Consider the following 22,515-nt stretch of genomic DNA (forward strand, 5'->3'; position numbering starts at 1 on the left):
TCCTTTCATGGAAAAAGGGAGGTTGCCCTCCCCTTATCTTAAAATTTCCTGTTCTTTTGTTTTTTGCTTTTCTTCTGTTTTGCTTTCATTTTGATAAGCTCTTATCTGTCCTAAAATAGATGGTTTATCATCTGATTTTTGTGCGGTTTCTTCTTTGCTATGAAGATTGTCCTCCACATCATAAGTGGACTCAAAGTAATCGCTGTCCTTAAAGTCATTGTCATATCTATCCGGAATACCATCATTATCGAGGTCTTTTGCAAGCGGATCATAGAAGTTTCCTTCATCATCAATATCAAGTTCTGTCACTGCTCTTAAATCTTCGGAATCAACATAAACTAAATCGCTAAAAGAGGACATTTCTATTTCATTTTTCATATTCCTTAGAGCTTCATTCTCTCCTTTATTCTCATAATCAAAGCTCTCTGTTTTGATAGGCGTATCATCAATGTACTGTGTCCAAGTTTTATCCTCTAAATCAAGTTCATACTGAATACCATGCCTTTCATCCGGTGTATTGGTATAGGCGATTCCTATATGCTTTAAATCAGGATACAAGATATTAAATTCATCATAGCTATGATTTTCTTCATACTCCCTGTTACAGAAATCAATGATTGCTCTTTTTACATCTTCTACAAGTGGATTATCATTTCTCTTTTCTTCCACTTCTCCCATATCAAGGAGCTTATTCAGTTCTGCCAAGCGAAGTACTTTCATCTTTAACTCATCAGCTTTTTCAAAAGGCTTTTTTAATTCTTCTTTGGCATTTTGAAGTTGTTCCTTTGTGCTGATAAGTTTTTCTTCAAACCTGTTTAATTTCTCAGGCATTTTCTCAAGAGCGTTATCCAATCTTGTAATGTTACCATCAGCACTTGTTCCAAGCTCTCCTGAATGCTTTGCAGCACCCTTTAAAGTAAAGTTGTGCTCATTGGTAAAGAAGTTATAACTTACCTCTAAATCCATATTTCTATACTTGCCAATGACTTTGCTTTCATTGATTTTCACTTTAGAAATAGCTTCAAGCAATCTTTCTCCGGCTAATTTCTTATCGATAATCTTTTCTCCTGCAATTGTAATGGAAGTAAACTTTTCCTCGCCTTCCGCTTTAGGCTCTACACTTGATATATCTTTCTTGACAGCTTCAATTAACTTTTCAGTTCTTGCGATTTCTTCAGGATAGTTTTTCGCCACCTTATCCTCTAATCTGTAACGGTTAGACTTATAGTTTGCTTCAAGCATTTTAAGTTTTGTAACTTGCGTTTCCAAATCCATCTTTTCTTTAATCTTCGGATCACCTGTGGCAAGAGCTTTAATCTCTGCATAGTTAAGGGAGCTTTCGTCCACATCTTCCGCCACTCTGACAGGTGTTTTACTTGTCATAATCTGAGAAATGAACTTCTGCTTATTTTCTATCGTTTGCCACAAATACGCATCAAAGGTGTTCTCTGTAACATAACGATAGATATTCACTTCTTTGTTTTCATTGCCCTGTCTTACAATTCTGCCCGCACGTTGCTCTAAATCCGCAGGACGCCATGGGACATCTAAATCATGAAGTGCAATCAGTTTGTTTTGAACATTCGTGCCAGCTCCCATTTTTTGTGTTGAACCGAGTAATATCCTCACATCTCCCTTTCTTACCTTTGCAAAGAGTTCATCCTTTTGCTTATCTGAATTTGCTTCATGGATAAAGGCAATTTCTTCTTTCGGTATTCCCATTGACACAAGTTTATCTCTAATATTATCGTAGATATTAAACTCTCCATCGCCTTTTGGAGTTGACATATCGGAGAAAAGTAGCTGTGTTGACTTATTCTCTTTTGTCTTATCCCAAATACTAAAGACATTTTTCACGCAAACATTGACCTTACTATCAGGATTATCAGGAAGCAAAGGGTTGATTAAACGCTGGTCTAAGGCAAGTTTCTTACCGTCATTGGTAATCTTCAGCATATTATCTTCATCAGGCTCTACTACTCTATTTCTTACATCATCAGCTCTTTCAGATAAGCTCTTTAAGATTTCCTTTTGTTCTTCACTTGGCAAGGTCTTAATAACCTCATAGTGTGCTTCAGGTGTAGGAAGATTTAGCATATCTGCTGTCTGAATATCGGCTACTTCCTTAAACATACTCATTAGTTCAGGAAGGTTATAGAATTTAGAAAATCTTGTTTTTACTCTGTACCCTGTTCCCTCCGGAGATAATTCAAAAGCTGATTGTGTTTCGCCAAAAGTAGAAGCCCAGCTATCAAAATGTTCCAGATTATTTTTCTTTAAGCTCTCATACTGAAGATAACGCTGCATGGTGTAAAGCTCAGTCATAGAATTTGATACAGGTGTTCCTGTGGCAAAGACAACGCCTTTTCCACCCGTCATTTCATCCATGTATCTGCATTTCATAAACATATCGGATGACTTAAAAGCTTCAGACTGCCCGATACCTGCTATATTTCTCATTTTTGTGTAAAGGTAGAGATTTTTGTAGTTGTGTGCTTCGTCGATAAAGAGCTTATCTACACCTAATTCCTCAAAGGTTATGACATCATCTTTCTTAAAATCATCGTTTAACTTTTCAAGCCTTGTTTCCAGTTTCTTTTTCGTCCTTTCAAGCTGCTTTACCGTAAAGTTCTGATTTCTGTCATGCTTATATTCCTCCACATAGTTTATGATTTCATCAATCTGATCCTGAATATGCTTCTCCTGATATTCCTTACTCATCGGGATTTTTTCAAACTGCGTATGACCGATTACTACCGCATCATATTCTCCTGTGGCAATTCTTCCGATAAATCTTTTTCTGTTTTTCGGCTCAAAGTCTTTCTTATCCGCCACCATAATATTGGCTGACGGATAAAGCTGCATAAACTCTCTTCCGATTTGTCCTGTCAGATGGTTCGGTACTACAAATAAAGACTTACTGCACATTCCAAGTCTTTTTGATTCCATCGAGCTTGCCACCATCTCAAAGGTCTTACCGCTTCCCACCACATGAGCAAGCAAGGTATTTCCTCCGTATAAACATCTTGCAATAGCATTTCGCTGATGAGGTCTTAACTCTATTTCCGTATTCATTCCCTCAAAGGAGAGCTTGCTGCCGTCATATTCTCTGTTACGGATAGAGTTAAAACGCTCATTATACAGTTTTACAAGACGGCTTCTTCTTTCCTGATCACTAAATATCCAGTTCTTAAATTCTTCTTTTAGAAGCTCCTGCTTCTGCCCTGCAAGTAAGGTTTCTTTTTTATTCAGCACAGAAGCTTTCGTTCCGTCAGGATTTACAATCTGATCAAATACCTTTGTTTCTTTAAGGTTTAGGGCATCTTCAATCAGCTTATAGGCATTTACTCTACTTGTACCGTAGGTCATCTCTGCAAGGTCATTTCCTCTATCCCTGCTTTTACCTTCAACATTCCATTCGCTTGTCAGATTTGAAAATTTAACTTTTATATCCCATTTGGCATAACCCGGAGTTTTCAGCGTTTCAAAGATAAATTTTTCAATGTCTTTAATGGGTATCCAAGTAGCACCAAGTCGAACACTTATCTCACTTGCTTCAAGCTCCTTTGGTAATACTTTGGTAAGCTCTGCCTTTTGGTATTCTAATCGACTCATCTCATAGCTTATCAGATCTTTTTCTTTGCCATCTTCCGCATAGCCAAGATGAGGGAGTTCTCTTTCTGTCTGCCTTAACTTTGCAAGGTAACTGTCAACTATGGCAATCTTATCCCTGATATTTCCTGAAAGATATTCATCCTTTGTTACATAGCCGTATTTGTATGAATTGCTGCCGTTAGCACAGGTAAAAGGCAAATCTCCATCTTCGGGGTTAAAGGATAATGGTCTATAAAAGTTTTGCTCTTCTCTAATATTTAGATAAATTTCTCCTCTAAGTTCTTCTATCAAAGTCGGTCTGTCTTTTCCTGTCAGGTTTTTCATGTATTCAAAGTCAACATAACCTTTTTCCGATACCGATAAAACAAGGGCTTCTAAAGAAGTATCCACATGGTCTATGACTTTAGCTTTTGTAATAGTTCTTTTGGAGAAAATATCTCCCTTTGCCTTGAAATTTTCTTCTTCATCAAGGATTTCTATGGAGGAAACAAGCGGGAAGTTGCTATCCTCTTTCAAGGCTCTTGTATTGCTTAAATTATTAACAAATCCATGTTTCTTTGAAAAGTTGTCATATACTTCATTTAGTTTTTCCTGTGAAGTCTTGATTTCTTCTTCGCTAAAATCTTCCTTCTGCTTGTAAATCACATCTTTTAAGGCAGCATTCAGCTCAAGATAATCCTTGATTTTTTCTTTATTCTTGTCTGATACTTCCTTTTTAATAAACAGGGAGTTTTCTCTGTAAAAAACTTCATCATCAATTAAGGTATAAGAGAAGTTTTTTACATCATCTGTTGCAGGGATAGAGGTTATTTCATCATCTAAGAGCTCTATTTCTTCATACTTGGCATCTTTTGAAATTCTTTCTCCTGCAATCTCGATACGATCCTTTAATGAAGCCATGTTGTTTTCTTGCCCTAAAAAAGCTATCGGTTCGCAAGTTAGAGTTTTCCCAAATCTTCCACTTACTTCACGCATAGAACCAAGCACCTGCTCAGGATGATTGACAAAGTATTTGTTATATACAAGCCCGTTTTCATCTTCTGCAAGGTGTATCCAATCTTCATCTCACTCCAATACGCTATCTCTTTTCTTGAGGAGGATAATATCCGAAGTTACTTCTGTGCCGGCAACACCCTTAAAGGTATCGTTTGGAAGTCTGATTGCCCCTAAAAATTCGGCTCTTGCTGCAAGATACCTTCTTACACTTTCGTCTTTTTTATCCATTGTTCCTGAAGATGTAATAAAGGCAATAACACCACCATTTCTTACTTTATCAATGGACTTGGCAAAGAAGTAATCGTGAATAAGAAAGTTATTGCGATTATATTCTCTGTCATTTACCTTGTACTCACCAAAGGGAACATTTCCGATTGCTACATCAAAGAAGTTATTGGAAAAGCCCGTTTCTTCAAACCCCTTTACCTGCACTTCACTTTCCGGATATAGCAGTTTTCCAATGCGACCGCTTACCGAATCAAGCTCTACGCCATAAAATTTTGACTTACTCATTTCATCGGGTACATTCCCTATAAAGTTCCCGATACCCATTGAAGGTTCAAGGATATTTCCCTGTTTAAATCCCATGCCGGAAAGCGTCTTATATATCCCGTCAATGACAGTTTTTGGTGTGTAAAAACTCGTTAGGGTTGATTCTCTTGCTGCTTCATATTCTGATGACGATAGATTTTCCTTTAAGAAGGCTCTTGCCTCTTTCCACTGTCCATCCTTACTTTCATCAAAGACATCGGAAAGTCCTCCCCAGCCGACATATTTTGCTAAAACTTCCTGAACTGTAATATCAAGCTCTCGCTCTCCTCTTTCCACCCTGTTAAGCATAGAGATTGCTTCAAGGTTATTGTTTAACCTCTCACTTGGAGATAACTTTGCAGGGAGCGTTTCTTCTGTAATCTTGAAATTGTGAGCCTCATTTTTCTTTATTTCTACTTCCTCAAAAGTCTTTTCGGGCTTCTCATTGATCAGATTTTCAAAGATTTTATCAAGCTCACTTTCCTTACGATAAGGAATTACATCGGAGCCTGTAATCATACCTCCAAGATATTCGATATTATCCTTAACCGTTACTGTCTTTAGGTTGTTTCCCATATCATCAAATCTTGTGATGGTATAGTCTTTTTCCTTATATCTCACTTCATCACCGATGATAAATTCAGGTCTTTCAAAACTTATTTGTCTTAATAAATCCTCATTATCTGTAAATGCTACAATAGGGATTTGATGATTACCTTTCCTTACAGGATCAAGCCACAAATCATTTCTTCCTGTGATTTGATTTTTAGAAAGATCTCTTACTTTGTACTCCTCATGATTAAAATAGACGGTATCACCTTCTTTAACTGCAAACTCATCTGAAGTGCTGTCCTCTTTTTCGTTAAGCTCTACTTCTTCTTTTTCCTTTAGATAGTCAAATAAGGTAGTCTGAAAAGGTTCTGCTTGTATGCTTTCTTCTGCTTCTTCAGGTGCTTCAAGCTCTGTATTATTCTCCTCAAAACTTAGCTCTCCATTAAAGACATGATGAAGCTCCTGTTCATCCATCTGCTTTTTAAGTTCACTGTCTTTAAGTTCTCTAAAAGTCTTTGGGAAATCTTCTAAAACAAGCCTCTGAGCATTTAGTTCCTTTAGCTCATCAAGGTTAAAATATCCCCATTCAGGCTCTATTCCAAGCACAAGTCCAAAAGCATCTTTACTTTCCCTGTCATATTCTGTCATATACCAAGTCCAGTTACTTCTAAATGGAATAATGTATGCTGCATGAACCTGTTTATCCGCTAAAGCTACATCCTCTTGTGCATAAAGTTCAGGAACTCGCTCAAGCATTTCATCAGTCATTAGATTATATGGATTGTCTTTAGAGTAATAGCTTAGTTCTTTTTGTTCTTCTATCTCTGCCTTACTTTCAATGTCCTTTTCTTCAAGATAAAGATTTTTTGAAAGCAGCTCATCTATATGCTTTGCTATATTTGACCATGTAAGAAAAACATCGTTACAATGATTCTTCTGTAATTTAAGCCCCTTTGCATCATGCCATTCTCCGCTTCCTCTTTCGCCTGATACAGCATGAGATCCTCCGCCGATCCCATATTCATCTTTTAAGAAATTCGCTTTTTCCTGAAGCATATGATTTTCTTTAAAAAACTTAATAATTCGCTCTTTTCCTTTATCGAGTCCACTTCCTCTTGAAATCGTAGCAAGGACTTCATCTTCTGTAATAAAGCCTTGTATCTTTGGAAGTTCAGTAAGGTTAGATGTATATTCCTTTCTTGGAAGTGCAAGCTCCTGTAATCTCTGGTAAAGGCTATCTACTTTGTGATAGTGAAATCTTAGTACATCTTTGTTTTCTTTATATCCTTTCAAAAAGCGACTGTACTCGGAAGTAACATCTTTTAGATAGTCAGGATTTTTAAGAGCTTCCGATAACTGTCTTGTTTCTTTCGGAAAGCCACCACCTCTTTCTATAAAGTCAAAATAGCCCTGTGCTTTCCCTTCTTCGCTTAAATCGTGATATAGATACCATAAGGATTCTGAAACTCTAGCTCTTTCATAGTCCTGTGCTTCTAAAAGCTCTACATTTGTAGCAAACTCTCCATTTTCCAAAAGCTCATTAATTCTTCTTGCAGCATCAATCCAGCTTAAAATTTGCGTCATATCTTCTCTTGCAGAAGTTCCATATGCTAAATGAATGCCTTTATCCGAATACCAGGAAGATACTTCTATTCCATTAAGGAGTAACCTATTTCCACCTTTGAATGTATCTTTAAGGTATTCTCCTAATTCTTCTACTGTTTTTCCTTTGGAAAATTCAGCAACGATAGGAAGTCTTCCACCATCATGGTTTCCACCGTTTACAAGAATACTGTCAATATCATTTTGGGTAAGAGGTATTGTAAGTTTAATCTGTCCTAAGCTGTTTTCAGGCAAAGAAAAAGAAGCCTTGTCAGCTTCTCTTATCTCTTTATCTGTATTTTCTTTTAGATTTCCACTACTTCCTTGATGGTCATTTCTTTGAGGGCTGAAACCATCGCTTTGTACTGCGGATGGCTCTCGTCCTCTATCTTCCAAGCCATCATCAGTTTCGGCTTCTCTGCTCTCATAAACTCTATCGCCTGTTTCTGAGTATCCATCAAGTGCTTGGTTAGCATCTTCTCCTTGTATAGATCCACTAACATCTCGAAGTGGCTCTGCTCCTCGCTGCTTGAAAGATAATCCAGCCTCATCACTGCGTATGTCGGATTCGGATATTCCCTCATAAAGTCTGTCTCTTCCTCCAACTGATTCAGTGTATTCTCTTTGATTTTCTCTACTATCTCGTCCGTACTCTCCATTTCGGAAAATTCGCTCGTTTTCACTAATTCTTTCCTGATCATCTCGTCGAAGTACATTTTCTTCTACCTCCTCTAATTCTTCTTTTATTTTATTATATCCTGCTTCTTTACCTCTTAAAACTTCTTTTTGAAGCTCTAACTCTTTGCTTTTTTGAATGGTTGCATCAATGACTGTTCCACTAATATCCGATACAGTTTCTCCAAGGCTAATTAGAGAAATGCTGTCAAGCATTGCAAAGTTTTCCTTCAACAGCCTCTTATCCATCGGATAGTCTAACTTAAATCTTGAAGCTACTGCATAGCTTGTCGAATCCCTCACAAATTTTGTAAAGGAAATCCTATCTTCATCGGCTATTCTAAGCTCATTCATCAGGCTATCTATTTTTTCATCCCCGTAAAGCCTGCTTAAATAAAAGATATTTTCTAAGGTGCTTTCGCTTTCTTCATAGCCCTCCATTTTTATCATTTTTTTTAATACATCTCTATGAGCTTCTTTATGAAATTTCCAAAGATTCACCTCATTGACATCTCTATTTTTTGAAACAGTCTGACTAATATCAAAGATATAGTCCACCTTTTTGTATGTGCTGTAGTCCTCTAAAATAGGGATACCCTTTTGACCTCGCATGACAGTTCTTCCGAAGCGTTCTCTCCAGTAGTCAAACTTGGCACAAGCTGTCGCTTCAGAATTTTTATCATAAATACTTAACTGACTTCTAAAATCATATTTCTGATTGTTTCCGACAACTTTTAAGAGCTTCAGATACTCTGTTTCACTATGCAGAATATCTTGTTTTACAAGCTCTAAAATGTTATGAAAATCATTTATTCGCATGTTTACCTCCTTCTTTTTTACAAACAGAAAGGCGGTTAGATTTTACTCTAATCGCCTAAAAATAATTTATTTTTGTTTAATATTGAATAAATAATGCTTTTTAATTTATTTTATTCAAATTATTCTCAATATAATTTAACAAATCATTTGCATTATTTATAATTTTTTCAAATATCTCTACATTTGATAATTCTCCAATCTGAAAAGTTTTAACAAATTTATCATAATTTTTACCTTTCTTATGAGCAACGCTTGAAGATCTTAATCCTTGTAGGTTCTTCAAGAAATTTATTACATCTTCATAATCTGTCAATCCGTACTGACTAAATAACTCTTTCAATTTTGAAATACTACCAGATAATTTTTCGGTTTCTGAAGATAACAACATTTCAATGCCTTTTTCATTCAACGAGTCTATAATCAATTTTACGAGAGCTAATATTTGTTGATCAAATTCTGCTTGCGACTCCAATAGTGGAATTCTAAGGCTCTTAAGTATATATTCATCATCATTATGCAGTGGTAGAAATAATGGATAACCAAATTTTTCTTTAAATTCATCATTTAACTTATTATATTTATTTTGAAAAATAAATACAGGAGATTCCGATGAACTAAACGTATTTAAAAAATCCCTCATGAACTTTGAATGACTAAGTTTTCCATCAATTGTAACATTATAATTTTTCCAGTGCGTCTGCTCCTTTTTTGAAAGGTTTCTTCCTAAATCGCCAAGGTAAGCTGAAACGTATTCACTGCTTTCATTGTCAATATATAATGACCATAATGTTCCACATCTTAATAACCCTGATTCAATGGAATACCTATCAGGATTATCATAATATTTTCCCAATACCTCACGTTTAAAATATACTGGAGTAATATAATGCGGTACTCCATTATTGTCTTCAAAATAGTTTGACAACATTGATGGATCAGATGTAAAAAATACATCGTTTCCATCTTCGTCAACACCAATAGCGTAGTCTTCATATTCCTTACTTTCACTATACGGCCAATATTCACATTCCTGAATAGAACAACCATAAATTGCTGTTTTCGCATAAAGCAGCGAGAACGGTTTTCTGCATATCTCACCAAATGATAGTGTGTATATTTTATTGTCCATCACTTCAGTATTAAAAGATTCAGGCAAACTTTGATCCAAGTTAGTTGTAGAATATCTGCTATCACAATGAACAAGCATAACCATATCTTTCACAGAAAGATATCTCTTTAAATATTTTCTGTCTACAGTTACAAAACCATCTTCTATTCTTATTACCGTTTTTTCATTTTTCAAATCGACATATTCATTTTTCGCCCTATCAAAAAACAAGTTATTAAGCAATCTAAACTCTTCAACAATTTCGAGTTCATCTTGTTTACCAAGACCATAATAATCCCTTTCTATAACAAAAGGTTCCATATTAACTTGATTATTGAATCGTGAATAAATGGCTTCCTCATCATCTCCAAATCCAAATTGAGTAAAACCCGGAGTGGTTCCTCCCCAATCATTTGTATCATCTTTCTCTAATTCCTTTTTAGCAGACTCTAACGGAAACAATCTGCATTGAAAATATGCATCAGTACCATATTTTTTTGTTCTACCATGAATTGGAATCATTACATTACCATTGTTGGGAAATTTTTTTATAAAGTCCATCATTTCTCTTTGATAAATTGGATTATCCATAAAATCACCTCATTAAAAATTATTATTTTCTATCACACAATCGTCAAATTGACTACTCAATATCTTCTTCAGCAATCTCTGTATATTCTTTTAATTTTCTTTGTAGTAGATCCTTATCAATAAGCTTTAATGTGTACTCCGATACCATTGTAGGCGAAAGGCTTCTACTAAGTGCAAATTCTACAACCTCATCATCTTTTGAAGCACAAAGAATAACACCGACACTTGGATTTTCAGTTTTCTTTTTTACTTCTCTATCTAATGCTTCTAAATACAAGTTCATTTTACCTATATATTCCGGTTTAAACTCCCCAATCTTTAGTTCAAATGCAACTAAGCAAGATAACCCTCTATGATAGAATAATAAATCTATATAGTAATCATGATTGCCAACCTGTACCCTGTATTCATTTCCTATGAATGAGAAATCTTTACCAATTTCCAATATGAAATTTTTTAGATTTTCAAGAATTGATTTTTGAAAATCTCTTTCACCTCCAATCTTTGGTACATCAAGAAATTCCAACACATAGCTATCCATAAACAAATTATGTGTTTCTTGCTTTGCTTTTTGTATAGCAGGCAGCCTCTCACCATTAGAAAGCATATATCTCTCATAGTAGCCACTATCCATCTGTCTTACTAACTCACGATGTGTTAAATTTTCTTTTACCACTAAGTTGAGATAAAATTCTCTTTCTTCTTTGCTTTTTGAACCAGACATTATTTTTAAGTGATTAGACCAGTTCAATTGTGTCAACAGCGTTGACACTTTTTCATCATCCTTATATAACTCGTAGAATTGCTTCATTCTATAAAGTCCTCTGCGAGTAAACCCTTTTAAGTCAGGATAATTTTCAGAGAAAAAGTCAGCAACATTTTCCACAAAATTTGATCCATAGCTTGCTTCTTTACTTTTCTCGCTTATATACTTTCCCACTTCCTGATACATCAAAATCAGTTCTTCATTGACTCTTCTATAAGCACGATCCTTTGCACCTTCGATAATCTTAACAATATCATCAAACTGATGATTATCTTTTACCACATCTGTATTCTGCAATACCATCTTATCTTTATTCATTATTTATTTACCTCTATAAATATGTTATTTATCAATATTTTCTTCAATAAAAGTCTTGGAGTTTTGAATTTGCACTTTATCTTCATTGACTACAAAAGTAACATAATCTCCATTTTGTAAGTCCAAAAGTTCTCTTATCCTTTTTGGAATGGTAACTTGCCCCTTTGACATAACTTTTGCAGTATCCATAAATGTATCTTTCATACTCGTTTCCTTTCTCCCTACTTTTCCTACAAAAGATTATAGCATTTTTAGGGCATTTTTTCCAGCTTGAAATTAGTGTCATCTTACTTGTTATAAGTTAAAACCACTTCTTTTATCTCATTTTCAATCGCTTCTAAAAATTTTTCCTTTGAGGATTTTCCCTGTGCAATATCCGATAACTCCATTTCCCACTTTGCGGTTGTTTTTGCTGATTTAAAAGTATCTGCTACAATCGTTACAAGGCTTATTCCTTTATGTGTGGCAATAAGATTCTTTTTATCTCTTTCAATAAAACCTTTAAAAATTAAATTTTCAATAATCCCTGCTCTTGTTGCAGGTGTTCCAAGTCCTTTTCTCTCAACTTCTACACCTTTTTCCAATGCGTCATTTCCTGCAAGCTCCATAGCCTTTAGGAGAAGATCTTCCGTAAAATGTTTAGCCGGTGATGTGTATTTTTCTTTTATCTCTTTATCTTTAATATCAAGACTATCACCAATCTTTACATCCGGAAGCACTGTATCTTCATTTTTCTTTTTTGCATATTTGTTTAGGTATTTGGTAAAGCCCTCATCTACAATCGCCTTTCCACTGCTTGTAAATTCAAATCCGTCAAATTCAGCTACAATCTTTGTTGTATTCTCAATTAAAGGATAGCCTACACTTGCATGTAGCTTATTTAAGACAAGTTCATATACCTTCAATTCACTTTCCGGAAGAGAAGCTAAGTCCTCATTCATACTGCTTTCTGTCGGTATAATCGCATGATGATTTGTAACCTTTTTAGAATTAAATACCGTCTTAATACGACCTGTATCAAAATCATACTTTCCAATAATGTTGTTGATTGTACCTGTAATCATATCTTCCGTTAAGCATCTGCTGTCTGTTCTGGGATAGGTAATTAGTTTTTTCTCGTATAAACTTTGTACATAATCTAAGGTCTGCTTTGCACTATATCCAAAATACTTATTGCACTCTCTTTGAAGCGTGGTATGGTCAAATGGCAGCTCAGGCTTTGTTATCTTTTCCTTTTGAATGACATTAGTAATTTCAATGTTGTTTCCTACTAAATGAAGTAATTGCTCCGCAACTGTCTTATCGTCAATTCTATCGGTAGAAAGAGAAAAGCCGTCTAAATGAAGCTCTACTGTAAAATATTTTTCTTTCTTGAAATTTGCTATCTCATCATCTCTTTTTACTATCATTGCAAGAGTAGGTGTCTGAACTCTGCCTACACTGTAATTTTGCTTATATAGGCACGAATACAGCCTACTTAAATTCATTCCAACAAGCCAATCCGCAATCGCTCTTGCTTGTGCAGACTCAAAGAGATTATCGTAAGAACTTCCATCTTTTAGATTATCAAAGCCCTCTTTAATTGCACTATCTTCCATTGATGAAATCCAAAGGCGGTTCATCTTCTTTTTATAATTTGCCTGATTAAATACAAGCCTAAAGATTGCTTCTCCTTCACGCCCTGCATCGCAGGCATTTATTACAATGTCTATGTCCTTATCGTTCATCAGCTTTTTAAGAATCGTAAATTGTTTCTTTGTGGACTTTGCAATTTCATACTTATACTCTCTTGGAATAATCGGTAAATCCGCCATATTCCACTTTGCGTACTTTTCATCATAGCTTTCCGGATTTGCCATTTGAATTAAGTGCCCAACACACCAGCTTACCTTGTATCCGTTTCCCTCATAATATCCATCTTTCTTTTTTGTTGCTCCTATCACTTTTGCAATAGAAATTGCAACACTTGGCTTTTCAGCAATTACAAGTTTCATCTATATTTTTCCTCCTGTTTTCAATAAAAGGGCGAAAGATTTTACTCTCCCGCCCTGTGTTTTGCACCAAATATTATATAGTTTTAGGTGCAAGTTTACTCTAACTCATCATCTTCTTTATCTTCTATTTCTGCTTCATCTGCTTCATTTTCGCTTTCTTCTGTCTCTGAAAAGAAATCCTCATCTTCCTCCTCGAAGCCTTCAAGCTCCTTATCTTCTTTTTTCTTAATAACTTTAAAATAATATCCTGTTCCCAATGCTCCCGCTACTACAAGAATGAGAATTAAGTAGGTTCCTGTATTGCTACTTTCTTCTTTTTGTGGTTCTTCTTTAACAATCTCTTTCTCCGGTGTTTTCTTTTCTACCATATTTAAAAGATCATCTTCAGATACTTCAGTTAGGAGCATGACATTCTCGCTATCCTCATCATGGTTAATGATTAAATGAAAAGTCTTACCATTTTTAGTTGTAAAGGTAACAAACTGTCTTGCATCAGCGGAATATTTATCCATTTCTTTATTATCTTTACTGTCATTATGGTGGATAGGATAATCTTTGTTTGCATTATCCTTATTTTCCGTAACCGTTCCTCTTGCCCTTGATGGTGCTGAAGCAATCCCCTTATTGGTATTTACATTCTTACTTGAACCATCCAACGAAGAATCCTGACTACCATTATTAGCAGGCTGCTTTGGTGTCAGCTTATTTGGATAACGAACTTCCTTTTCTTTCTCCTTTGGTTTATCGCTATTTGTATCTTTTGTATTTGCTCCTTTACTTTCCTGCGTGGCAGAACCTTTACCACTGCTATTTATAGATGTTTGTGGTAATACATTTCCTGTTCCTTGTTTAATCCCGGAGATAGGGCTAATTGGTGTTATAGGAGAATTATGCGTAACATGAGCTTTACCGACCTCATTAGCCTTTTTTTCAAGTTCCTTAATCTTATCAGTTAGCTTGTCTATCTCCTTTTTCACATCTGCCGATAAATCCTTATCGTCTTTGCCCTTTTCAAGTTTTTCCTTCAGCTTATCTATCTTTTCCTCAAGGTCTTTGATTTTTTCTTTTTGCTTATCGCTTAATTTATCCTTGTCTTTAATTTCCTGATTTAACTTATCAAGTTTTTCTTTAAGTTCTTTAGACTCCTTTTCCATTTTTGAAATATCATCTTTGCTAAGCTCTGTTTGAGTCCCCTTATTTTCTGTCTTTGAAGCATTTGATTGGGTGCCTTGCTCAGATTTTGAGCTTTCATTTTCTGTTTGCGTTTCCTTATCCTTAACCTCAACCTTTGCTACTTTACGGATAATTTCATCTTTCCCATCCCCCTTTACCTCATAAAATAGAAATTCATCTATAAATTTCATATCATCAGGCAGCATTGGAAGATCTCCACTATCAAGAAGCTGTCCTTTCTCTGCCTTTATCTTTTCTTCCTTAAAGACTTTTTCATCTTCAAAGATATATTTAACATTAACTTCTACTTCCGTTTGAGCAACGACTTCTATCGGATTTACAAGTGTCGGAAGCAAACTTCCCTGTGCAAATACAATCTTACTACCTGCAAATAAAGAGATTGCTACTCCCACAATCAAAAGCACTGCTCCAAGAGCCACTCCCACAGCCTTTTTATTCTTCTTTTTTTCATTTCCGTTCTCCTTTTTCACTTCTGCTTTTTCTCTGTTTACTTTTGCCATCAAATCACTGATTGTAATGTTGTTCTTTCTGCAAATGGCAATAATTTATTCATTTTCAAGTTCTTCTTCACGAATGAACAAAGGCTCCAATTCTTCATCAATCAGAGCCTTTTTATCTTTTAATTTTTTTATTCTGTTTTTTACTGCTGTCAGTTCTTTTTTCAAATTGAATCCTCCTTATTTATTTACATTTGGCGGGAAGCCGAAGCCAACGGGATGGTGCTTACAGAAAGTTGCTATCCAATCATCTAAAGTTGTTACTCTGATTCGACCGATATTATCTATCACCTTACCATCGCCTATATAAATTCCTACATGGCCATAGGTGAGTCCTGCTGTACTTCCGCTACTACTGCTTTCAACCGCAACAAGCATTCCTACCTTGAGTTTTGATTTATCTGATGTAAAGGTGTAGTTTCGGTACATATCACAGGCATTTCCTCCAATGTATCCAAGTCCTGCATTTTGATAGACCTGCGATACCCACATAGCACACCAGCCTGCACCCGGAGATGGCGTAATGTATGCAGCATTTACAATCTTTTTTTGAACTTCCGTAGAAGCCTCATACTCTTTTCCACCTCCGATACCTCCATTTGAAGCAATCAAATCACTATTGCCAAAGGCTTCTCCCATATTGCCTTGAGCAAGGAATAGGGCTTCATAGTGTTTCAAATTGTCAGGATAGTTTGCAAAGACTTCTCTGATGATACTGTCCATTTCCCTTTTATGAAGGGTTACAATGAGCTTCTTGTACTCATAAGATTCTTCATGACTTTCGGTATATTCGTTTCCATCTTCATCGGTATAGGTTTCTGTAACTGTCCTGTATCTAATTTCAATTTCTTCCTTATACTCAAGGTCATACATGGACTTAAAAAGCTCATCTAATATAGAGCTTACTTCTGATACATTTTTTACTTCTCCACACCTTGATGTAATGTAGGATAAAAGCTCATGGACATTATGACCGATGTACTCTGTGTTATTTAGGATGTACTCGTCATATCCGGGATAGTTTTCTTTGACATTATCAACCTCGCTTTGTAGCTCCTTTTTCATCCCTGAAAAACTCTCATTGATTTCACTTAGGACATTAGGCTTTGATAAATAACTTGTTATAAGAACCGTACTTGTAGAGTTCATAAAGCCCGTCATTCCTGTCCCTGCAAAGTTAATTAAGAAAGTTCCCAAAATAATAAGACCTATGAAAATAATCATAAGTCCCTTTGCTTTTCTTAATATAACTTCCTTTGAACTTTTAAGACTGCCGATAAGCCCTTCCTTAATGCGATCTCTAAGCCTTGACTTATTCTGCCTTTTAATGGAATCTTTCATCTGCTTTCGCTTTTGAAATCGCTTAAAGTTATTTGCTTTTTGATACGCCTCCGTCTTTTTCAGTTCTTCTTTGGCATCTCGAAACTCTAATTTGGATTTTCGCTTTCTGATTTTATAGTCCTTATTTGTAAGGTCATATCCTTTTTTGCTCTTTTCTTATCCGAGTAGTTCTTAATGCCCTGAATGAGCTTTGAGCTTGTATCGGCTATCTTTTCTCCTGACTCTACCCCTTGATTTTCATCACTTCCATGAGATAAATAATCTCTTACGGTTTCACTTCCTTTTGCTAAGCCTGATAAAGCAGATACTTTAGAAGTCTTATTCTCGAAAATTGTTTCCTGTTCTTTAGAAAGCCTGTTTTTCTTTTCTCTATCAAGAATGGCTTCTTTTCCGCTTTTTTTATTATCTACCTTTTCATCTTTGGCTTCTTTGTCCTTTTTTCTGCTATAGAGCTTATCGGAATAGTTTTTTCTCTTATAATTTTTCTTTTGAGACTTTTGGCTTTTTGAAAAGCTATTTCTATCTTCTGCATTATGATGAAGATTATCTTCTACATCATAGGTTGACTCAAAATAGTCGCTATCCCTAAAGTCATTGTCATATCTGTCTATGATTCCATCATTATCAAGGTCTTTTCCTAAAGGATCATAGATTTTAACATCCTTAACCTCAGTACCATAATCAGTTTTTCCGATTTCTTCCTGACTTATACTTCCTGTTTCAGAACTTCTATACCTTGCATTTCTTTTAGAAGTTTTTCCGTTTCGTTCAGTTTCTGCATTTCTCTTACTGACCTTTTCATGAACCTTATCTTGAAATCGGTCTTTGTCATGGACGATTTTCCCTCTGTAATCATCATTATGCTTTAGCTTACTTTCTTCAGGCTCTATGCTGCCATTACTTTGCAGTGTTTCTTTTTCAATCCTTGCCCTTTGCCTTTCCTTAAAGTCCTTTTGCAGTTTCTTTCCCATAAGCCTACCTCACTTCTTCAGGCTTGGTTGTCATCTTCTGATAAAGAATTGTGTCTTTCGGGAACTTATCAAGGAAAGGAACAATGGTGTTTCCAAAGAACAAAAGTCCTTCTCCTGCATTGGAATTGGTTACATATTTTAGCTGTGGCTGTGAGATTTTAAGTTTTCTTGCTAAAATTTCTCTATCACCTGAAGCCTGATTAAGCATTAAAACAAAGTCCGTATTATCAAAGATATTTTCTATCTCTTTACTCATAAGTAGGTCTTTGACATTTTGCGTGATTCCTGTTGGAATACCGCCCCATTTACGAAATCTTTTCCATATTTCTACGGAATACGAAGCTGTCTGCTCATCTTTTAAGAGCAAGTGAAACTCGTCGATATAGTATCTTGTGGCTTTATTCCCTCTGTTTTGCGATACCTTGTTCCACACCTGATCCTGAATAACAAGCATTCCTATTTTCTTTAATTGACTTCCAAGCTCCTTAATATCAAAACACAGGAGCTTCTTATTTAAGTCCACATTTGACCTATGGTTAAAGACATTAAGAGAGCCTGATACATAGATTTCCATCTCCGTTGCCAGCTTCTTACCGACCTTTTCTTCCTGTCCCTTTAACATATCGTATAGGTCTTGAAGTATTGGCATATTGTCAGGAGTAGGATTTTCAAAATACTTTTCATAGATTTTAGGAAGGCACCTATCTATAACCGACTTTTCTTCTGCTGTAAGACCGCTACCGCCAACTACAAGTTCGAGCATAGACATAATAAAGTTTGCTTTATCTTTCAGCGGTGCGTCCCCATCCCCGTAGTTCATATTTATATCAAGGGGATTTAAGTAGTCTTTTGACTTACTGCTGACCTTAATCACTTCTCCCTTAAACTGCCTTACAAGGTTTCCATACTCTCCTTCTGGATCACAGATAATCACATCATCATCTGTTACAAGAATCGCATTTGCCATTTCACGCTTTGCAGAAAATGACTTACCGCTACCCGGTGTTCCGAGAATTAGACCGTTCGGGTTCTTGAGCTTTTTTCTATCTGCCATAATCAGGTTATGGCTTAAGGCATTTAGCCCGTAGTAAAGGCTGTTACTTGAATTAATGAAAAGCTCTTCTGTGGTAAATGGCATAAAGACCGCCGTAGATGAACTTGTCAGACCTCTATCTATTTCAATCTTGTTTACACCAAGTGGCAGCACACTGATAAGTCCCTGTTCCTGCGTATGATCAAGTCTTTTTATCTTACAGTTATGCTTGTTAGCAATGGAGCTGATTTGAGAAATGGTATTATCCAGCTTTTGGATTGTCTTTGCAAAGTTCATAATGATGATGGTTACGACAAACATTCTCTCATCTCTTGTCTGTAAATCTTTTAAAAGACTTTTTACATCTTCTCCATAGGTAATTAAATCACTTGGAAGAATGTCCATATCATAACCTGACCTCACCGCCTTCTTGTTTTCCTCAATCTTCATCTTGTCAATATCGGTGTTTTTTCTTTTGACCATCTTGATGGCTTCCGATTGCTCGATTGCCTTGATATGAAAGGAAATATTGATGTTATCATCTATGTCCAAAAACTCGGCAAGCATACGGTCTGAAAGCTCACTTGCAAGGATTTGAAAATGACTTGCTGCTCCGATAAACTTTCCAAACTTAAAATACCTTGATGGAGTAAAGTTAAATTCATCAGGAGCAATATATGTCTTTGTGCTTTCTCTTTTCTTTAAGTCCTTATATGAAAATTCAAAGGTCTTATTCGGATTTAAAACATCGTGGAGTATCTTTAGTCTTTCTTCTCCGTTAAGGCTTTCCGCTCTTACGCCCATGCTTTTAAGACTCGACAATATATCTATCTCCAGTCTTTCAAGTTTTGAAATAGCCTGTTCTAAATTATCCGCTTCCACTGTAAAGGTTACATACTTTGATTTTTTAAGTCCGTTATTCCCCTTTACAATCTGGCTTTTAAGCATTTCTCGAAATTCAAGTCGTATATCGTCAAAACCGTCTTTTTTATCCGGTATTTGAATTGCCGATTTCATTTCCTCGTTTCTACCAAGCTGATTGATGTAAGAAAACTCAATCGCTATGCTCGGATCAAAGGAATTTAGAAAGTTTGCAAACTGATTGAAAATAAGGTCTCGATCCTCATCCAAAGCGAGCTGATAGTTAATATCCTGAAAGGCTATGCTTTTACTAAAGTGCTTTTCATCAAGCTGGCATACCCCGCTTTTTAAGAGTCTAAGATATGGAATAGTATCTTCTACCGTATAGCGTTTCGGCTCTTTCCTAAAGATAAGGTCAAACAGTCCGCTCTTTTCATTTTTAACTTTTCCATTATTTTGCCTTAAGTCCTGTTTTTCTCTTCTTAGTACTTTTTTGTTTCGCATGAGCTTTATTTCTTGTATTTTTCTTTTGTCTTTCAAGGTAAACCTCCTTTCTCACTCTCTTTTGCGGTTGATAAAACTTATGAAGATAAATGTGCTTAAAGTATTTCTCAAAGCTAAGACCATCCTTTTCAAAGAGAGTGATGAAAAATATGGGAAGCGTTGATACAATGAGAAATATGACAGCTATATCATTTGGAACTACTTTTCGCATAAATAAATAGACCGGTAGTCCGATAAGTCCTGCAAAGGTAAAGCCTATCATCTGTCTTTTCGTCAAATTAAAGGCTACCTTTGTCTTTACCTTCTTTAAGTCTTTAGGGATTGGTACATACGCCATAGCTTACCTCCCATCTTCTTTTTCCTTTGACAGCTCCTCAAAATGCTCATAAATGGAGCCGATTTCTTCTTGAATGCTTCCTATCTGTTCATTCGTACTTCTGTTATATCGTTCCTGCATTAAGCAAAAATCATTATGGCAGCGACCGATGTCCTGTGTTCTTTCTTCCAAGTCATTGACCTTGTTTAAAAGTCTGATTCTGTCAATTACCGCTATAACGCCTGCCCCAATTACTACTGCTGTAAATACTGTTTTTCTTTTGTTCATTCTATCCTTCCTTTCTGTTAGTGTGCATTTAATACGCTTTTTGCCAGTGTCCCGCTCTTTAGCATCATTAACCCCAGCAAAACCGCATACCCAAGTATCGTCATGGTACTTGTGTGTATATCTGTTATCTGTATTGTCTTAACTAATACTGCGTAAATTCCAAGACAAACCATTAAAAAGAGTCCTTGTAATCCAAGTGCAAATAGTCCTTTGATGTAATTTGTTCCAATCTGTCCCCATTCTTTGTTTCCCATTGTGGCAAATGGAATAGCTGAAACCGATGAGTAAACATAAATCTCAAACATTCTTCCGTAAACCACAAGCATGATTACAACAGAGATTACCTGTATAGCAACCTTGATGATGGAAGTTTCAAAGAGAATCATGACAAGCTCTCCAAGTCCCTTTTCTTTTAAGGTATCCATCATTGCCACTATCTGATCTCCGGAAACGGTGGCAGAGGTGTTTATAACCCCTGCCGCCTTATTTACCATATGTTGTGCCACATCAAAGACCGCCATTGAAAATTCAAAGGCATGAGATACTAACCATACGGCAATCCACATTTTTATGATGTACTTGAAAAATTCAAAAGTATCCGTATCGTGCATATTGTTCTTTTGCATTACCATATTAATAAGCTCAATACAAAGGACTGCTGTGATGATTAGTCCTGCTATGGGAATAATGACCGAATCGTTAATGCTCTTGATAAAGGCAAATACATCTCCGTTCCATCCCATAGGAGTTTTTCCTACATCTGTTGCAACTGCACCAACTTTATCGTTGATGTCAAGAAACATGGACTCTAAGTTTGCTTGGATACCGCCCAGTAGAAGTTCCTTAAAAAATTCTTCTATCTTGTCGAATATTCCAAACATCTAAGCTCTCCTTTCCTTCTTACTTGAGTACATTGGCAAGAAGCGGAATCAGCTTAAGTCCGATAAGGACAATACCTCCTCCCGCCATAAGCTGCTTGATTCCCTGCGACTTCGCTCCGGGATTATCATTACCATATCCTTCCATAAGGTTGATAACGCCCCATGCTCCAAGCCCTGCTCCTACAGCCATAACCAAAATCTTTAATACATTGACTGCCTGTGAAAAAAATTCCATAATTTATTCCTCCTCATTTTCTTCTTTCTTCTCAATCTTGTTGTATGACTTAACTACAAAGTTTTTGTAAGTTTTCCCCTCTTTTTCACGCTTCTTAAAGTAGCCAAAGATATGGATCAAATCGCCTTTTTCAAAGGCTTTTGCTTTCTCCGCTTTTTCTCCATAGGCTGCACAATTGATGTACTCCTTGCCTTTTCCGTACTTTTTTACAAGCGTAAAGTTTACAACTTCAACTGCCTCTCCCTCTTTTTCAAAGTTTGAGAAAGTCGGTTCTGCCAATAAGTTGGCATTGATGTTAATCATTTCTTGCTTCATTAAAATTTCTCCTTTTTCATTTCAATAAAAAAAGCGACTGGACTTATTACTTTTCCAATCGCTGATGCTCTTACTATTTAGTTTTCTTTAAGTGGGACTTCTTATCCTTATCATTTTGCCTCCTGATTTTGATATGAAAAAAGCAGCAAATCTATGTTCTTTAGACTTACTGCTTTCTCAGTTTTTAATAACTTAATGATATTATTTTTTTATAACTATATCTTTTGCACCCGATGGCAAAGACTTATAACCAGCAAATCCTGGGTAGCCTGGATAGCCCGGATAACCCGGGTAACCTGGATAACCCGGATAGCCTCTATATGGATGATTTGAAAAATAATAAATTCTATCTTTGTCTACAATAGTTCCTAAATAATCGCCTTCCATAGTAACAACATCATTATCCCCCCATGGTAGCCAGCCAATTATATTTCCATTCGTATCCCAAATAAATTTATTAACTTTAAAGCAAATCCATTCTCCAGATGAATTAAATAAATAATCTACCAATA

Annotated in this window: 12 protein-coding genes and 3 pseudogenes; all 15 read right to left on the reverse strand. The window is 35.9% G+C overall.

The genetic code is table 11. The features are described 5' to 3' along the window. Positions 1–33 precede the first annotated feature (33 nt). A pseudogene (locus EL087_RS05575) lies at positions 34–8,790 on the reverse strand (helicase-related protein). A 100-nt stretch (positions 8,791–8,890) separates the two neighbouring features. Continuing rightward, on the reverse strand, positions 8,891–10,489 hold the full coding sequence (locus EL087_RS05580; protein ID WP_126407343.1) for a hypothetical protein: 1,599 nt from the start codon (positions 10,487–10,489) through the stop codon (positions 8,891–8,893). A 52-nt stretch (positions 10,490–10,541) separates the two neighbouring features. Continuing rightward, positions 10,542–11,573: a PDDEXK nuclease domain-containing protein gene (locus tag EL087_RS05585; RefSeq protein WP_126407345.1), complete on the reverse strand. Its 1,032-nt coding sequence runs from the start codon at positions 11,571–11,573 to the stop codon at positions 10,542–10,544. Positions 11,574–11,597: 24 nt separating this feature from the next. Further along, positions 11,598–11,777, reverse strand: a complete 180-nt coding sequence (locus EL087_RS05590) for an AbrB/MazE/SpoVT family DNA-binding domain-containing protein (RefSeq protein WP_126407347.1) — start codon at positions 11,775–11,777, stop codon at positions 11,598–11,600. An 83-nt stretch (positions 11,778–11,860) separates the two neighbouring features. Beyond that, complete coding sequence (locus tag EL087_RS05595; RefSeq protein WP_126407349.1) at positions 11,861–13,567, reverse strand: DNA topoisomerase 3; 1,707 nt, start codon at positions 13,565–13,567, stop codon at positions 11,861–11,863. A 95-nt stretch (positions 13,568–13,662) separates the two neighbouring features. Next, a complete protein-coding gene (locus EL087_RS05600) occupies positions 13,663–15,186 on the reverse strand; it encodes a CD1107 family mobile element protein (RefSeq protein ID WP_232008268.1) in 1,524 nt (507 codons plus the stop codon). A 3-nt stretch (positions 15,187–15,189) separates the two neighbouring features. After that, a pseudogene (locus EL087_RS09255) lies at positions 15,190–15,426 on the reverse strand (hypothetical protein); the annotation flags it as partial. Between the two features lie 12 nt (positions 15,427–15,438). Next, a pseudogene (locus tag EL087_RS05605) lies at positions 15,439–17,570 on the reverse strand (CHAP domain-containing protein). Between the two features lie 4 nt (positions 17,571–17,574). Next, positions 17,575–20,004: a VirB4-like conjugal transfer ATPase, CD1110 family gene (locus tag EL087_RS05610; protein WP_126407351.1), complete on the reverse strand. Its 2,430-nt coding sequence runs from the start codon at positions 20,002–20,004 to the stop codon at positions 17,575–17,577. After that, the gene (locus EL087_RS05615) at positions 19,916–20,305 is read right to left on the reverse strand and encodes a PrgI family protein (RefSeq protein WP_126407353.1); all 390 of its coding nucleotides are present in this window, start codon (positions 20,303–20,305) and stop codon (positions 19,916–19,918) included. Before EL087_RS05615 ends, EL087_RS05610 begins: the two co-directional genes overlap by 89 nt. 3 nt (positions 20,306–20,308) lie before the next feature. Next, a complete protein-coding gene (locus EL087_RS05620) occupies positions 20,309–20,572 on the reverse strand; it encodes a conjugal transfer protein (RefSeq protein WP_126407355.1) in 264 nt (87 codons plus the stop codon). A gap of 17 nt (positions 20,573–20,589) precedes the next feature. Then, on the reverse strand, positions 20,590–21,453 hold the full coding sequence (locus tag EL087_RS05625; protein ID WP_126407357.1) for a VirB6/TrbL-like conjugal transfer protein, CD1112 family: 864 nt from the start codon (positions 21,451–21,453) through the stop codon (positions 20,590–20,592). A gap of 19 nt (positions 21,454–21,472) precedes the next feature. Further along, positions 21,473–21,688 (reverse strand): Maff2 family mobile element protein, encoded by a 216-nt coding sequence (locus EL087_RS05630; RefSeq protein ID WP_126407359.1) that lies wholly within the window; start codon positions 21,686–21,688, stop codon positions 21,473–21,475. A 3-nt stretch (positions 21,689–21,691) separates the two neighbouring features. Then, positions 21,692–22,003 carry a single-stranded DNA-binding protein gene (locus EL087_RS05635; RefSeq protein WP_126407361.1) on the reverse strand — a complete coding sequence of 104 codons (312 nt, stop codon included), beginning with the start codon at positions 22,001–22,003 and terminating at the stop codon, positions 21,692–21,694. Between the two features lie 201 nt (positions 22,004–22,204). Then, positions 22,205–22,513 carry a hypothetical protein gene (locus tag EL087_RS05645; RefSeq protein ID WP_018543541.1) on the reverse strand — a complete coding sequence of 103 codons (309 nt, stop codon included), beginning with the start codon at positions 22,511–22,513 and terminating at the stop codon, positions 22,205–22,207. Positions 22,514–22,515: the final 2 nt, after the last annotated feature.

Origin of the sequence: Streptococcus milleri (assembly GCF_900636525.1) — a bacterium.
GTDB classification, from domain to species: domain Bacteria; phylum Bacillota; class Bacilli; order Lactobacillales; family Streptococcaceae; genus Streptococcus; species Streptococcus hominis.